Here is a 15,418-nt window from a genome sequence, read left to right as displayed (position 1 = left end):
GGAGGGCTCTACCGCGTCGTGACGCTCGGGTTGGGCCATTGCCCCTGCAGGATGAACGCAACCGGTTTCGATGTGGTGAATTCGCGCTCGGCCGAGGCGGTCTGCTGCGCATCCGCATTGTAGGTGCCGCGCAGACTGATCTCCTCGTCATGGAGGGCGACGCTGCCGACGGCGGTCAGAAGGCCGGCGCCGTTGGCGATCGCGAGATCGTCGATCCGCAGTCGCGGGCCCGCGGCCGACAGACCCAGTTCCATGGTATCGAAGGGCACCGTCGCCCCCGCCGTGCCGGCAAGCAGCGGCCGCGCTTCGGGGGTTGCGAAGACCTGTGGATCGAGGCCCCTTATGGCGCCGCCACGGGCGCTGATCTGACCCTCCAGGCGGACATGGCGGATGATCGTCTCCCAGTCGCTGACCGGCGTTTTCATGCTGACGGAGAGATTCGACCGGCCGCCGACTCCGAGCGTGGTGACGTCGAGGGCGCCGAGAAACGCGTCGGTGTCGATCCCGCTGAGGGTCAGGCTGCCCGTCGCCGTCGGGCGTTCGGAGGTGGAGTGGAAGGTCAGGCTGGCCTGGCCGCGACCGCCGAAGACCTGCGCGTCGCCGATGTCGAGCTTGGCGATTCCGTCGTCGAGGGCGACCACCGCAGCGATCTCGGACATCGGCACATGCGCGAAATTGGCCTGCGCCGCCGACAGCCGCACGTCGAGGTCGATCTCGTCGGCAAAGGCGAGGTCGATGGGACGGTTGAAGTCGAGGACGTTGCGCGGCAATGGCGCGATGGATCGGGTGAAGGGATCGAAATCCAGCGTCTGGAAGGCCAGCGTGCCCCGCACCCGTGGCTTGTCGCCGCCGAACTCGGCTTCCATCACACCCTGGCCGCGGCTGCCCGCAATGGTGATGCGGGTGTCCTGCAGATTGGCGCGGCTGCCGGCCAGAAGCAGCGTGCCGTCGAGGGCGACCGGGCCGATATCGGGCGTGTCGGGCCGCGACTCGCCGAGCCATTCGATGCTGCGGCTGAGCGACGGCGCATCGATGCGCAGCGCGCCGGAGATGGTCGCGTTGCGATCGAGGGTCGCCTCGCCGTCGAAGCTGGCGGTGAGGGGCGGCGACGACAGGGCGATCCGGACCTCGCTCGGGTCCCCGGACAGCAGCGCTTTGGGCGCGGCAAGGCGAAGATCGAGCTCGCTCGGCTGGCCGTTCCAGATGAAGGAGCCGGACACGTAGATCGCAGACGTGGAGGAGGCCTGCGCCACGATCAGATTGGCGTTGCTGATGCCGGCGCGGCTGTCGCCGGCCCGCGGCCGGTACACGCCGGAACGGATTTCCAGCGTTTCCAGATCGTGGAACCGCTCGAGCAGCGTGCGCACCAAACGTCGCGGGCCGTCCAGCGGCCCGCCCTGGTGCGGCGCCGCCATGCCGTTGGCGGCCGGAACAAGCACAGGCTCGGCAGTTTCGAGCGCCGGCTCGGTCTCGGGAAGCGGGCGCCACTCAGGCCGCACCAGAACGACGCGCGCGATCGAGGCGGTGCCGATCAGGGCATCCACCGCATCGAGATCGGCAACGACGGTGTCGATGGTAAAGGCGTTGGCCGTGCCGATCCGCACATGACGTGCCACGAGCCGGGTGCGTGGCAGGAGTGAAAAGGTGACGTCGCCCTCGACCGTGACGGTCTCGCCGGTCATGGTCTGGAGCCGCGCGACGAGATCGTCGCGCGCCGCATCGGTGTCGATCGCCAGCTGCGGGAGGGTCAGAAACGCCGTCAGAAGCAGCGTGACGAGAATGACGCCGGCAGCGGCCAGTCGTTTCGTTCCCCGCCGTCTCCCGCCGGGAGCATCAGCCCGTTTCGCGAGCCGGTCCAGGGAGAAATTGCGCGCCACCGATTTCCTTTCAGATTTTCGAGCCGTTCTAGTCCAAGGCGTCGCGCGAAACCAGAGGGAGCGCGCCCTTACGGAACGTTCGGATGTGGATACGGGCGGTGGACGGGCGGGCGCCGGCGGCGATTTCGCCAGCGTTGCCAATGGCAAGGCGGTGTGGCACCAGCAAGGCACGATCACTGGGAGGCGGGAATGGCTGGACGGCTGCTTTGGAAACCGGACGCGGCGCGGGTCGCGCAGCATCCGCTCACGCGCTTCGCACAGGAAGCCGGCGCGCGGACCGGCCGGGACTTTGCCGACTACACGGCGCTGCACCGCTGGTCCGTCGATGACCGGGCGGCCTTCTGGGACGTTCTGTGGGATGTCACCGGCGTTGTCGGCGACAAGACCGGGCCGAGCCTCGTGGCCGGTGAGACCATGCGCGACGACCGGTTCTTCCCCGAGGCGCGGCTGAACTTCGCCGAGAACCTTCTGGCGCACGCTAGAGACCGGCCTGACGCCGATGCGCTGGTCTTCCGCGGCGAGGACAAGGTGCGCCGCCGGCTGAGCTGGCGCGAGCTCGAGGCGCTGGTGTCGCGGCTTGCGCAGGCGTTCCGCGCCGAGGGCATCGTGGCCGGCGACCGGATCGCGGCGATGATGCCGAACATGCCTGAGACCATCGCGGCGATGCTCGCCGCAACCTCCATCGGCGCGGTCTGGTCGTCCTGCTCGCCCGATTTCGGCGAGCGCGGCGTGCTCGACCGCTTCGGCCAGATCGAACCCAAGCTGCTGATCGCCTGCGACGGGTACTACTACGCCGGCAAGACCATCGAGATCGCCGACAAGCTGGCCGCCATCGCCGGCAAGCTGGGCGCTGCGAAAACCATCATCGTGCCGTATCTCGGCAAGGCCGAGGAGGTGGCCGGTGCGACGCCGGGCGGGGTTTCGCTGGACGCGTTCATCGCGCCCTACGCGCCAAGGGAGATCGCCTATGAGCGGCTGCCCTTCTCGCATCCGCTGTACATCCTGTTTTCCTCCGGCACGACCGGCGTGCCCAAATGCATCGTCCATTGCGCGGGCGGGCTGCTGGTCCAGCATCTGAAGGAGCATCAGCTGCATTGCGGCGTGCGCCCGGGGGCGCGGTTCTTCTACTTCACCACCTGCGGCTGGATGATGTGGAACTGGCTGGTCACGGCGCTCGCCTCGGGCGCGACGCTGCTGCTCTACGACGGCTCGCCCTTCCATCCGAAGCCGGAGGTGATCTTCGACTACATGGCCGAGGAGAAGGCCACCTTCTTCGGCACCAGCGCCAAGTTCATCGACGCCTCGCGCAAGCTCGGCCTGAAGCCGGCCGAGACCCACGATCTGTCGGTGGTCGAGGTGCTGTCCTCGACCGGCTCGCCGCTGTCGCCGGAAGGCTTCGAATATGTCTATTCCGACATCAGCCCCGATCTGCATCTCGCCTCGGTCTCCGGCGGCACCGACATCGCCGCCTGCTTCGTGATGGGCGTGCCCTGGCTGCCGGTCTATGTCGGCGAGATCCAGGGACCGGCGCTGGCGATGGCCACCGACGTCTGGAACGACGACGGCGAGCCGGTGCGCGGCGAAAAGGGCGACCTCGTCTGCACGAAGGCCTTCCCGTCGATGCCGATCGGCTTCTGGAACGATGCGGACGGCTCGCGCTATCACGACGCCTATTTCGCGCGCTTCCCCGGCATCTGGTGCCATGGCGATTTCGCCGAATGGACCGAGCATGGCGGCATGATCATCCACGGCCGCTCGGACGCCACGCTCAATCCCCAGGGCGTGCGGATCGGCACGGCCGAGATCTACAATGTCGTCGAGCAGATGGACGAGGTGATCGAGGCGATCTGCATCGGCCAGCCCTGGGACGACGACGTGCGCGTCGTGCTGTTCGTGCGCCTGGCGGAGGGGCTGACCCTCGACGAGGATCTGATCAAGCGGATCAAGAGCGTCGTTCGGGAGGGGGCGTCGCCCCGCCATGTGCCGGCCAAGGTGCTGCAGGTGCAGGACATCCCGCGCACGAAATCCGGCAAGATCGTCGAACTCGCGGTGCGCGAAGTCGTCGAGGGCCGGCCGGTGAAGAACAAGGAAGCGCTCGCCAACCCCGAAGCGCTGGAGGAATTTGCGGGGCGGGAAGAGCTGACGACCTGAGGCGGGCCAGCGTTCTAACTCCGTGACGGCCATGAAAAAGGGCGCCGGCAGCGATGCCGGCGCCCTCGTCATGTTCAGGAGGCCAGATTACTGCGCCTTGGCAGCCTTGGCTTCCTCGATCGCGGCCATGCAGGATTCCTCGTCGCCCTTGGCCAGCGCCATCTCGGCCCGCTCCAGCGGCGTGCCGCTTGCGGAGGCGTCGGCGGTCATAGAGGACTCGCCCGCAGCCTGGTCGGTGCCGGCCGCGGCATTGGCCGCGGTTTCGGCACCGGCCTGCTGCGAGGCGCTGTCCTGACCGGACATGGCGGTGTCACCACTGGTCTCGCTCTCCATCGGCATGGTCGAGCCGTCCTTGGCGATTGCGCCGGCGGACGCACCGCCGGAAGCCCCGGACTGACCGGATGCGGTAGAACTCGTGGATTCAGCGCTCGCGGCGCCGCCGGTCCCGGTGCCGGTTGTGGCAGACGCGTTCGCGTCGCTCTGCAGCGGCGCCATGCTGCCGTCCTTGGTGACCTCGCCATCGCCGGTGTTGAGGCCGGCGCCGGTTTCGAAGTTGGTGGTCTTGCCGTCGGCCGTGCCGGAGGCGCCGGTCGAGCCGGCCATATCGCCTGCGGAGCCGGAGATGGAAGCCGTCGTACCGGTCCCGCCGAGCATGGCGATTTCCTCGCGACAGTCGGCCGAGGCCGCGCTGATCGGCAGGGCGAGAAGGGCGGCGCTTCCGAGCAGAAGAGACATGCGTTTCATGACTTGTTTCCTCCTATTGTTGGCAACTGGCGGAGAGAACGTGAGCGCCGGGGCGCAGGTTCCGTAAGGAATGATCGTTTTTTATCATGCCGTTACGGAATTCCGTCAGGAAGCCGAAGCAGATTGGAGGCGTTGCGCGGCGGGCTATCCGCGCTCGGTTTCGCGCACGATCGAGCGGTTGAGGATCACCACCGGCAGGATGCCCACGAGCACGATGAGGAGGGCCGCGATGGCGCCGTCCTCGAAGGCGGCACGCGAGGTCTGGGCATAGACGAAGGTCGCCAGCGTCTCGAAATCGAAGGGCCGCAGCAGGATCGTCGCCGACAGCTCCTTGCTGGCATCCACGAAGACCAGCAGGAAGGCGGTCAGCAGCGCCGGCTGCATCAGCGGCAGCAGGACCTGTCGTAAAGCGCCGCCGGGGCCGCGGCCCAATGTGCGGGCCGCCATGTCGAGATGCGGCGACAGCTTGGAGAAGCCGCTTTCCAGCGCGCCGTGGCCCATCGCCATGAAGCGCACGAAGCAGGCATAGACGATGGCGAAACCCGATCCGGACAGAAGCAGGCCGGTGGAGATGCCGAACCATTCGCGCATGCGCGCATCGACGGCATTGTCGAAGGCGGCGAGCGGGATAAGGATGCCGATGGCGAGCACGGTACCGGGCACCGCATAGCCGAGCGCGGCGACCCGCACGAGGCTGGCAAGGCGGTTCGAGCCGGTCAGGCGGATGCCGTAGGCCATGGCGAAGCCGGCTGCCACGGTGACGACGCCGGTGGCGGCGGCGATGGTCACCGTATGGCGTAGCGCCCGCCACAGCTGCGGATCGGCGAGCTGGTCCAGCCGGTGGATCGCGAAATCGCCGAGGACGAGCAACGGCACGCCGAAACCGGCGGCAATCGGGACGAAGCAGGCCAGCACCGCCAGCGCCGCCTTCCAGCCGCCCAGATGCTCGCGGCCGGTCTGCGGACGGTCGGCCCGCTGGATGCTGAAGCGCTGCTGGCGCCGGGCGAAGCGTTCGACCAGCACGAGGGCGACGATGACCAGGAGCATGAACAGAGCGATCTGGGTCGCGCCGGCGAGATCGCCGCGGTTCAGCCAGGTCGAATAGACCGCGAAGGTGAGGGTGCGCACACCCAGAAACTCGACCGCGCCGATGTCGTTGACGGCTTCCATCAGCGCCAGTGCGACGCCGATGGCGATCGCCGGACGTGCCATGGGCAACAGCACCTTGCCGAAGACCGCGGCGGGCGAGGCGCCCAGTGTACGGGCGACGTCGCCGGCCTTGCGGCCCTGCATGACGAAGACCATGCGCACGGTCAGGAACACATAGGGGTAGAGGACCGAGGAGAGAATGACGATGGCGCCCGGCAGCGAGCGAACCTCGGGAAACCAGTAATCGCGCGAGGACTGGAAGCCGAAGACCGAGCGGATGGCGGTCTGGATCGGGCCGGCGAAATGCAGGAATTCCACGAAGCAATAGGCGGCGATGTAGGTCGGCACCGCCAGCGGCAGCACCAGCGCCCAGGAGAAGATCCGCCGTCCGGGAAACTGGAAGGTCGCCACCAGCCAGGCCGTGACGACGCCGACCGAACCGGCAAGCATCGCGATGCCCGCCATCAGGAGCAGCGTCACGCGGCTGGCTTCCGGCAGGATGGTTTCGGCCAGATGCCGCCAGTTGGCCGAGGTGCCCGACAGGGCAATGACCAGAAGCGCGATCAGCGGCAGGATCACCGTCAGCGCGACCATTGCCGCACCCACCAGATAGCCACGGTCGCGCCCCCGCCGAAGGCGGAACCGGGCCCGGATGCCGGGTCTCAGGAGCGGGGCGGTGGCGGACATGGCGGGCTTGACGCGATGAGGCCCGGTCTCGCGAATGCACCTGGATGAAGGCGCGTCGCGGCCGGGCCGTATGGAGACAACGGAGCGGCGCCCGCGGCGGAAAACCCGCCCGGGCGCCGTCCTGTTAGCATGTCAGATGGGCTCAGCTCTGCGGCCCGTTGTCGTAGCCGACCTCGTCGACCATCTCGGAGGCCCTGGTGCGGAACTTGGCGATCTCGTCCAGCGGCAGCGTATCGGGCTTCAGGTCGCCGAAGGACTTGACCAGTTCGGAGGCCTCGATGCCCGGCTCCAGCGGATATTCGTAGTTCAGCTCGGCGTAGATCTTCTGCGCCTCGTCGCCGGACAGGAATTCCATCAGCTTGACGGCATTGTCCCGGTTCGGCGCGTTCTTGGCCAGCGCGACGCCGGAGATGTTGACGTGGGTCAGGCCGTTCTCGAAGGTCGGCATGATCACCTTGATGGCGTCCGCCCACTCCTTCTGCTCCGGCTCCTTCTCGTTGGTAGCCATCTTGCCGACATAGTAGGTGTTGCCCAGCGCGACGTCGCATTCGCCGGCGAAGATCGCCTTGGCCTGGTCGCGGTCGCCGCCCTCGGGCCTGCGGGCGAGATTGTCGCGCAGGCCCGTCACCCACTCGCGCGCTGCTTCTTCGCCGTTATGGGCGATATAGGCCGCGATCAGGGCGATGTTGTACTGGTGCTGGCCCGAACGGGTGCACAGCCGGCCCTTCCACTTGGGATCGGCCAGTTCCTCGTAGGTCAGCGCATCGGCATCGACGCGCTCCTTGGAGGCGTAGACGACGCGGCCGCGGGCGGTCAGGCCGAACCATTCCTTCTCGCTGTCGCGATAGGCTTCCGGAATGTTCTTCTCGAGGATATCGTCCTCGACCGGCTGGACGACGCCGGCCTGCTTGGCGGCGTCGAGGCGGCCGATGTCGACGGTCATGATCACGTCGGCCGGCGAATTGGCGCCCTCGGCCGCGATCCGCTCTTCCAGGCCCTTGTCGATGAAGATCGTCGCGGTGGTGAGGCCGCTCTCCTCGGTGAAGGCGTCGAGCAGCGGCTGGATCAGCTCGGGCTGGCGCGAGGTGTAGATGTTGACGTCGGCGGCGCTGGCGACAGCCGGCGCGAAGGCCGCGGCCAGAACGGCCGTCGACAGGGCGAGGCGGCGGGAGATGCTGGGCATCATGAAAATCTCTTCCCATGCTGCGCGATGCCGAAAGCCGGCGAACGCGACGTTGACAGGCAGGCGATCCGGAGATCGTTGAATGGCGATGGCCGCTAAATCTTGCGGCAGCCACTCACCTATGCCGGATGGCGCCGGCCAGCGCAACACCCTGCCGATCGATAGGCCAGTAAAATCAATGTATTAGAAGAATTCTAAACTAGGCTGTCGGCGACGGCCCGGTTCCAGCTGCCGGTCGCAGCGGCGTCAGTCGGTCAGAACCCGCTGGGGCGGAAACGAAATTTCCACCAGCGTGCCTTCGCCCGGCGTCGAGGACATGGCGAAGCCGGCGCGGTTGGCTTCGGCCAGCGCCTTGGTCAGCGGCAGGCCGAGACCGGTCCCTTCGCCGCGACGCCGGTTGCCCGGATTGACCTGCTGGAACGGCATCATCGCAATCTCGATCTCGTCCTCGCTCATGCCGATGCCGCTGTCGCGGAAGCGGACCACCACGTCGCCTTCCGGCGAATAGCTGGTCGAGACGATGATCTGTCCGCCGGCCGGGGTGAAGCGCACCGCGTTGGAGACCAGATTGAGGGCGATCTGCCGCATCGAGCGGCGGTCGGCGACGACCGGCGGCACCGAGGAGGGCAGGTTGGAGCGCACGATGACCTGCTCGCGATTGGCCTGCGGCTGCATCAGCGCCACGACCTCGCCGATCACCTCGTTCAGCGACACCGCCTCGAAGGCGAGTTCGAGCTTGCCGGCCTCGATCTTGGAGATGTCGAGAAGGTCGTTGACCAGATCGAGCACGTGATGGCCCGACCGCTTGATGTCGTCGAGATATTCCAGGTAGCGCTCGTTGCCGATGGGACCGAAGCACTCGGTGGCGATGACGTCGGCAAAGCCGATGATGGCGTTGAGGGGCGTGCGCAGTTCGTGGCTGACATTGGCCAGGAACTGGCTCTTCTGCAGGCTGGCCGCCTCGGCCTCGCTGCGCGCCTTGATCAGTTCCTGCTCGACGCGCTTGGCTCTCGAAATGTCGCGGATGACGGCGCACCAGCCGCGCTCTTCCGGCAGCCGGCCGAAGCTGACCGACAGGGGCACGAAGCCGCCCTCGGCGACGCGGCCGATGACTTCGCGTCCCTCGTCGCGCGGCGCCGTGGCGCCGGCGGTGCGCAGCGTCTCGATGTGCTCCAGCGTCGGTTTCTGGCTTTCATGGGCGAGCAGCGTGACGAACGGCCGACCGGCCGCATCGTCCGCACCGATCCCGAACAGGGCGTGCGCCGCCCGGTTCATGGAGCGGATCATGCCCTCCCGATCGACCAGGACGACCCCGTCGGTGGCCGCCGACAGGACCGCCTGCAGCTCTTCCACCTCGGCAACCAGGCCGGCGTCCGTCTCGACCGCGTCGCCCTGCGGCGGAGCGTCGGGCTCGGAACGCAGCGCCGCGGCGCTGAGGCTGGGCGAGGCGAAGAAGGACATGACCAGGCAGGAACGGCCGGCGATGGTCGAACGCTGCATGTGGCTGCGCGCCACCAGCGTCTCGCCGGTGACCCGGCGGATCGCGACCTCGCCCGAACCCGCCGCCCGGTCGTCGCCGTCGAACAGGCGGGCAAGACCGCCGGCCTCGGCAAGGGCGGGGATGTCGTCATAGCCGGTCAGGTCGAAGAATTCGCGATTGCCGTAGACCAGGGTCTCGCGGATCTGGACGAGGACCGGCAGCGGCAGGCAGCCATAGACGGTGGCGAGATCGGCAAGGAGCTGGGCGTGATCGGGCAGCTCGGGTTCGTCCGTGTCGTCCTCGTCTGCGTCGACAGGGTCGGCCGGTTCGTCCGCGCCGTCGGTGACGGTCAGCTCCGCGGCCGCATCCTCGGCCGGCTGCACCGACGCTTCGACGGGTGCGGCCGGAGCTGGCTCGTTGTCGTCGGCCTGCGCGGCGACGTCCGGCAGGGACGGCTGTTCGGCCGGTGCGATGCCGCGCGGTGCTTCGGGCAGCGGCATGGACGCGTTCGCGTCCTCCGACTCGGGCGCACTGGTGGAATCTTCGGACAGATCGATGGGATCGGCGTTCAACGCCGCGTCGCCGGTCTCGGCAGTCGGCGCGTCATCGTCGCCTGCAGGGATTGCGTCGGGTGCGTCGATCGCCTCGATATCGTCATTGGCGTCCGGGGCAGCTTCGACGGGCTCGGCGTCGCGGGCCTCGTCCTCGAATTCGCCGATGCGGCGGCTGGCGGTGCGAATCGCGCCTTCCAGCCCGCCGATGCGATCCTCGTCGCCGAGGGTTTCGCCGATGGCGCGGAACGCCGCTTCCTCGGACTGGCTGAGATGGCTGTCCTTGGAGCGGCGGCGCTCCTCGAGGCGAATGATCTTCTCGGCGCGGTCGCCGGTTTCCGGTGTCGGTCGCGCCTCGGGATCGCGGCGCCCGAAGGGTGCCGGCGGCTCTTCGGCCGAAATGCGCTTCAGGAGGGCCCGGGCCCCGCCCTCCAGCGTCAGGTCCTGTCGCTCCTGCGCGGCCTCTTCGACGCGCTCTTCCTGCGCCACGGCGACGGGTGCCTCGACCGCGTCGGCAAGGCGCACGATCCCGAAGCCGCGGAAACCATCGAAGCTGCGGTCGCGGGCATAGACCGGGAGGGCGGCCAATTCGACCGGGACGCGCCGGGTCGAATTCTCCACCGGCCATTCCAGCGTGCGCCCGGACCAGGTGTCGCGCTTGGCGAGCAGCCGGCGAATGTCGCCATCCGCATCGAGCCCGTAGTCTTCCGCGACCTCTTCGAAACGGCGGTCGATCACGTCGGCAAAGCGCGGCCCGACGGCGGCGGCGAATTCCGGCGAGAGCGAGCGGAAGCGGCCTTCGCTGTCGATGCGCCAGACGAAGCGCACCGGCGCCACGTCGAAACGCGGCTCGAAGGCGGCGCCGGAACCGTCCGCCGCGCTCCCGGTGTCGGGATAGGAGCGGAAATCGGAGGCCAGCACCGGCCGGGCCCCGCGGGGGGCGGGCGGGCTTGGCGCCGCATCCTCATCGGCCGTGTCGTCTTCGACGTCGGGCATTGCCGGCTCCGCCGCGTCGTCTTCTGTGTCGGGAATGGCCGGCGCCGCGGCGTCGAGCGCATCAATGGCCACAGCCTCGGAGTGGGGCTCAGTCGCCATCGGGGCCGACTCCGTAACCTCCGACTCCACATCGTCCGGTCCCTCGGCTGCAGGCGCCAGCGTCTCTGGCGTTTCCTGTGCCTCGGTCGGCGTCCCGCTTTCGCGCTCGTCGGTCGGCGGCGTCGGCGCGGGGCCCCAGATGGAGCGCATGCGGCGGGGCTCGGACGGGGCCGCGTCCGCCGGGCGGTCGATGGACCCGCTGTGGCCGGAGCGCGCGCCGTAGGGCTGCTGCGGGCCGGGGCCGGGCGTCTCGGCGGGCGTCGCCATACGATCGTCGCCGGATGGCATGGATTCGCTTTCTCCGGGAGACCCGGACTGTTCGGCCTGTTCGGCGGCTTGCGTGCGCTCCGCATCGGCTGCGCCGGTGTTGCGGAAGTACCAGCGCTGCAGGATCGCGCTCATACCGATCTTGCGGTCGTGCTCGGGAGGCTGGAGCTCGAGCTCCGGTGCGGTGGCCTCCGGTCCATCGGCGACCGGCTGGATCATCTCGTCGGCGTCGGTGGACGAAGCGTCAAAATCCGAAGCCTCGGACGGGCTCTGCGTCCAGGCCAGAACGTGGTCGCCGGCAAGGCGCGCGACGACGGTGCTGCTCCCGTCGCTTGCAGCGATGGCGCGGTGGTCGTCCGCCGAGGCGATGAATTCGGCGATCTGCGACTCGTCCAACGCGACGTCCACGGCATCCTCTCCGGCTGCGGCGACGTCACCTCTGGCCGAGACAACCGCTGCGTTGGTCATGCCGCTTTCGGCCAGAAGGTCGCGGGCGGTCTCTTCCGCGCTTCGGGTCGTCGCGGACGGATCGGTGATCGTCACCAGCACGGCCTCGCCGAAGGTGTCGTCGGTGATCGCGACGAGTTCGGCGTTCAGCGGCCGGCCCAGCCCGGCCCGCGCCGGCGAGGTGACGCGCGCTTTTGCCGAGCCGGTGCGGGCGAGCATGCGGCCGGAGGCGCGGATCTGGCGGATGATGGCGGAATTCGGCGTGGCGTCGGAGGATTGCGGCCCGGCCGCGGACAGGCCCAGCAGCTCGGCCGCGGCGGTGTTCACCCACAGGAGACGAGTCAGGTCGGACGTGAAGACAGCAAGCGGCATGCCCGCGTCACTGGCCTCGCGCAGCGTCCGATGGGCCATGATCGCCACTGCGATTGGCACCGTTGATGTCGCCATAAGCAACGCTTCCAAACATTCTTCACGCTCATATGTTGAGTCGTGAGGGACGGTTCCAGAGCCGATCTTAAGAATGGATTCATAATAGCCGGCTTCCGACGAATCCAGAATCTTCCGGCTTGCGGGGCGAGGAGTTGCGATTGAGGGTTAACGAGTGGGCAGTTTGCGGAATATCCGGACGCTGAATGTTGCACTGCACAAAAATAGTGATTAAGTAAAAGGCAGTCGCAGGCGTTTTGGGACGCAGCGGCCAAATGATAGTTACCCAGATAGAGGAGACACCCAGATGGCCGACGCCAAGAATTCCCAGGATCCTTTCGCCATGCCGAACCCGCAGATGATGGGCATGGATCCCTCGCAGATGAACGAGACCTTCCGCGCCATGACGCAGAAGTCGATGGAGCAGTCCAAGGAAGCCTACAGCCGCATGAAGTCGGCGGCCGACGAGGCGACCAAGGCATTGGAATCGACCATGGAGAACGCCCATCAGGGTTCGCTCCAGCTGTCGAAGAAGGCCATCGACGCGATGCGCTCGAATGCCGAGGCCGGCTTCCAGCACCTCGACAAGATGATGTCCGCCAAGTCCTTCGCCGAAGTGATCGAGATGCAGACGGCCTATGTCCGCAAGCAGATCGAGATGGCGACGGATCAGTCCAAGGACATGCAGGCGCTGACCCAGTCGGTCGCCAAGGACATGATGAAGCCGGGCCGCGATGCCTTCGAGAAGGCCTCGAAGAACGCCCGCTGATTCTTCGCCATGGGCCGGCGGGGCATCTGCCTTCCGCCGGCTGAGCGATGAGGCCGGGCATCGTCCCGGCGACAGGCGCCCGACGTCTTCATAGGCACCGGGCGTTCTCTGATGCCTGCCCCGCGGCCACATGCGGGGTCAGGAAAGCCGGTCTGTCCCATTGGCGAAAGCCGGTGACGGACTTTTCCGGCCTTCGCTCCGATCCGGGCTTGCACCGCGGGGCGAAAGATTTTATCTCGTCACTGCGCGGGCGAAATCCCGTTGTGCGGTTGTAGCTCAGTTGGTTAGAGCGTCGGATTGTGGCTCCGGAGGTCGGTGGTTCGAGACCACCCAACCGTACCATCTCTTTTCCACATTGATATCGGTTCGGTGACGCAGCAAATGGCTGCGTCTCGGCGCATCAGGCCTGCGCGCGCTGCCTTCCATGGCGGCGGCGGGCGCATGTGCGCCTATCCGGCCCTGGCTGCACGCCCGGCGGAGTTGGCCTCCCGCGCCGCCTGCTGCAGGCGGTAGAAGCAGCAGAAGCCGAAGCCTGCCGCGACCAGCATGAAGGATTCGCCGATCGCCAGCCGGTTGTTGGAATTGGTCAGCATGGTCAGCGCGAAGAACGCCGTCGCCGTCACGTAGAGCACCAGCGCGGATGACGGGATCAGGCCACGCGCGCGGCAGACGAAGGCCTGGCCGAGGCTCCAGACCATGAGAACGGCATAGAAGCCGAGTCCGACGAGGCCGTAGCGCACGGCCACCTCCAGATAGCCATTGTGCATGAGCTGGTAGCCGACGCCCGCATAGCTTGTCGTCTCCCAGAGCGCCTCCCAGGCGATCCCGGTTCCCAGGACGAGGTTCGTGCGCCAGATCTCCCAGCCATTCATCCAGATCATCAGCCGCTCGTGGAGACTGAACGGGACATTGCCCGAGGCGATCAGGGCGTCCACCGCGGCAAGCGGGTCGCCGCTGCCGGTCGCCCCGGCGACGAACGCGACGGCGGTGGCGATGTTCGGCGCGATCAGGGCCGAGATCTCCGGATAGAACAACACCGACGGGATTGCCGCGGCGACCATGACCGCGGCCAGGAGCAGCCAATGCCGCAATTGCGTGCGCTCGGTAAAGACCATGGCAAAGAGGACCGGCAGGGCGCCCAGCAGCGCCAGCCAGACGCCCTTGGAAAACGCGCCGGCAATGCCGAGGAAGCACAGGCCGGCGACGATGACGCAAAGGGCGATGCCGCCGATCCGCAGACCCCGGTGGTGCGGTCCCGGCCGCGCGAGATAAAGGCCGAAGCAGATGGCCGCCAGCGCGATCAGGCCGGCGCCGACCGAGGCGTGGATGGGATTGCCGTGGAAGAGCAGCGGCCCGCGATCGCCGGCGAGCATCGTTTGCGGCTCGAGGCTCAGCAGAAGGGCGATCAGGCTGATTACCAGAAACGCCCAGGCTGTCGCCGGCATCCGCTGCCAGTTCAGGAAAAATGCGTAGCCCAGCGTCGGGTAGACCAGCGGGAAGAGATAGATCCCCTCGGCCGAGCCTCCGGCCATGTCGGGTGTCATCACGAGGACGGCGCCATTGCGCAGGAGGATGTAGACCACCCAGGCGATGCACAGCCAGCCCATGATCCCGATTGCCGGCCGCTCGTCGGATCTGACGAAGGTGACAAGGGCCTGCAGCAGGAGAAACGGCGCGCAATAGCGGTAGAGGTCGCTCTCCACCCAGACGGCCGAGACCAGGCCGAGCATCAGGAGAGCCGTGAGCGTCGGCATCGCCGCCTGCGCTGCCCGTGTCAGGCCGTCGCTCATCTCAAGGCGTAGGCCGCGCGGCGCACATAATCCACGGCGCGGAACAGGAGAGTGGGCGTGCGCCGGAAGAGGGGAATCTTCGAGCTCTTGTAGTCGGAACTCCGGCTGGTGGTGATGGTCGAGCCGCGGCTCAGCTTGCTGAAGCCGATGACCTTGCGCGGAACCGTGTAGATCCGTGCGTTCAGCGCCCAGCCCCGCTCGAAGGCGATGTCCCAGGGAAGCCACATGGTCTGGAGGCCGTCATGCAGGATTCGTGCGCCCTCGCGGGTGACGGCGTAGCAGGCGGCCGATCCCTGCGGGCCGTGAACGCAACGTCCGAATTTCCCGATGCCCTCGCCACCATGGGAGATGAAGCCGCGGATGCGATGATTGGCGAGCTTGAGGACGTGCAGGTCCGGCTTCTGTTCGAGGATGGCGGCGACGGCGGCAGGCGTCTCGGGCTTCAGGACGATGTCGTCCTCGCAGATCACCGCGACCGCTTCACCGGAATCGATCACCGCCTGCAGGGCCGCAAGGTGACTGCGATAGCAGCCATATTCGCCGGGAAGGATGATCCGTCCGTGGCTGCGGCGGAAGCGGTCGTGATCGACATCGCGCCATTCGGCCACCGGAATGGCCGCGCCGTCGGTGCCGGGAACCCGGGTGACGTCGACGCCGATGTCAGCCGCCGACTGGCCGATCTCGTGCCATCGCTCGGTCGACCGGTCGAGATTGATAACGAAAAACCGCAGTGCCTTCGCCTCGATTGTATGCTGCGCCAGCATCCGGCGGATCGCATCTGACCGCCCTGCCGGGTCCCATG

Annotated in this window: 9 protein-coding genes and 1 tRNA gene; 3 read left to right on the top strand and 7 right to left on the bottom strand. The window is 67.5% G+C overall.

The window, feature by feature from the left end:
- Window positions 1-8 precede the first annotated feature (8 nt).
- Window positions 9-1,877: an AsmA family protein gene (locus N7I30_RS07015; RefSeq protein WP_498637696.1), complete on the bottom strand. Its 1,869-nt coding sequence runs from the start codon at window positions 1,875-1,877 to the stop codon at window positions 9-11.
- Between the two features lie 189 nt (window positions 1,878-2,066).
- Between N7I30_RS07015 and N7I30_RS07010 the strand changes: the two genes are divergently transcribed.
- Window positions 2,067-4,028, top strand: a complete 1,962-nt coding sequence (locus N7I30_RS07010; protein WP_498637694.1) for an acetoacetate--CoA ligase — start codon at window positions 2,067-2,069, stop codon at window positions 4,026-4,028.
- An 87-nt stretch (window positions 4,029-4,115) separates the two neighbouring features.
- On the opposite strand, the gene N7I30_RS07005 is transcribed toward N7I30_RS07010, so the two are convergent.
- The 4 genes from N7I30_RS07005 to N7I30_RS06990 all read right to left on the bottom strand — a co-directional run bounded on the left by N7I30_RS07005 (window position 4,116) and on the right by N7I30_RS06990 (window position 12,042).
- The gene (locus N7I30_RS07005; RefSeq protein ID WP_498637692.1) at window positions 4,116-4,772 is read right to left on the bottom strand and encodes a hypothetical protein; all 657 of its coding nucleotides are present in this window, start codon (window positions 4,770-4,772) and stop codon (window positions 4,116-4,118) included.
- A gap of 144 nt (window positions 4,773-4,916) precedes the next feature.
- Window positions 4,917-6,608: an ABC transporter permease gene (locus N7I30_RS07000; RefSeq protein ID WP_498637690.1), complete on the bottom strand. Its 1,692-nt coding sequence runs from the start codon at window positions 6,606-6,608 to the stop codon at window positions 4,917-4,919.
- Window positions 6,609-6,750: 142 nt separating this feature from the next.
- Window positions 6,751-7,794: a Fe(3+) ABC transporter substrate-binding protein gene (locus N7I30_RS06995; protein WP_498637688.1), complete on the bottom strand. Its 1,044-nt coding sequence runs from the start codon at window positions 7,792-7,794 to the stop codon at window positions 6,751-6,753.
- 243 nt (window positions 7,795-8,037) lie between these two features.
- The gene (locus N7I30_RS06990; protein WP_498637686.1) at window positions 8,038-12,042 is read right to left on the bottom strand and encodes a PAS domain S-box protein; all 4,005 of its coding nucleotides are present in this window, start codon (window positions 12,040-12,042) and stop codon (window positions 8,038-8,040) included.
- Between the two features lie 322 nt (window positions 12,043-12,364).
- Here N7I30_RS06990 and N7I30_RS06985 point away from each other — a divergent pair, with 322 nt between their 5' ends.
- On the top strand, window positions 12,365-12,826 hold the full coding sequence (locus tag N7I30_RS06985; RefSeq protein ID WP_009208261.1) for a phasin: 462 nt from the start codon (window positions 12,365-12,367) through the stop codon (window positions 12,824-12,826).
- A gap of 265 nt (window positions 12,827-13,091) precedes the next feature.
- Window positions 13,092-13,168: transfer RNA gene (locus tag N7I30_RS06980), tRNA-His, on the top strand.
- 107 nt (window positions 13,169-13,275) lie between these two features.
- Here the strand turns inward: N7I30_RS06980 and N7I30_RS06975 are convergent.
- Complete coding sequence (locus tag N7I30_RS06975) at window positions 13,276-14,580, bottom strand: O-antigen ligase family protein (protein ID WP_498637684.1); 1,305 nt, start codon at window positions 14,578-14,580, stop codon at window positions 13,276-13,278.
- A 32-nt stretch (window positions 14,581-14,612) separates the two neighbouring features.
- Window positions 14,613-15,380, bottom strand: a complete 768-nt coding sequence (locus N7I30_RS06970) for a glycosyltransferase family 25 protein (RefSeq protein ID WP_498637682.1) — start codon at window positions 15,378-15,380, stop codon at window positions 14,613-14,615.
- Window positions 15,381-15,418: the final 38 nt, after the last annotated feature.

Origin of the sequence: Aurantimonas litoralis, from assembly GCF_026153195.1 — a bacterium.
In the GTDB taxonomy this organism is placed as follows: domain Bacteria; phylum Pseudomonadota; class Alphaproteobacteria; order Rhizobiales; family Rhizobiaceae; genus Aurantimonas; species Aurantimonas coralicida.
This window is presented reverse-complemented; position numbering and strand designations above follow the sequence as displayed.

What these genes read in the sequence shown, in the direction of transcription:
- N7I30_RS07010 (WP_498637694.1), top strand. Translation starts at nt 2,067, where the DNA reads ATGGCTGGACGGCTGCTTTGGAAACCGGACGCGGCGCGGGTCGCGCAG.
- N7I30_RS07005 (WP_498637692.1), bottom strand. Translation starts at nt 4,772, where the DNA reads ATGAAACGCATGTCTCTTCTGCTCGGAAGCGCCGCCCTTCTCGCCCTG.
- N7I30_RS07000 (WP_498637690.1), bottom strand. Translation starts at nt 6,608, where the DNA reads ATGTCCGCCACCGCCCCGCTCCTGAGACCCGGCATCCGGGCCCGGTTC.
- N7I30_RS06995 (WP_498637688.1), bottom strand. Translation starts at nt 7,794, where the DNA reads ATGATGCCCAGCATCTCCCGCCGCCTCGCCCTGTCGACGGCCGTTCTG.
- N7I30_RS06990 (WP_498637686.1), bottom strand. Translation starts at nt 12,042, where the DNA reads ATGGCCCATCGGACGCTGCGCGAGGCCAGTGACGCGGGCATGCCGCTT.
- N7I30_RS06985 (WP_009208261.1), top strand. Translation starts at nt 12,365, where the DNA reads ATGGCCGACGCCAAGAATTCCCAGGATCCTTTCGCCATGCCGAACCCG.
- N7I30_RS06975 (WP_498637684.1), bottom strand. Translation starts at nt 14,580, where the DNA reads ATGCCGACGCTCACGGCTCTCCTGATGCTCGGCCTGGTCTCGGCCGTC.
- N7I30_RS06970 (WP_498637682.1), bottom strand. Translation starts at nt 15,380, where the DNA reads ATGCTGGCGCAGCATACAATCGAGGCGAAGGCACTGCGGTTTTTCGTT.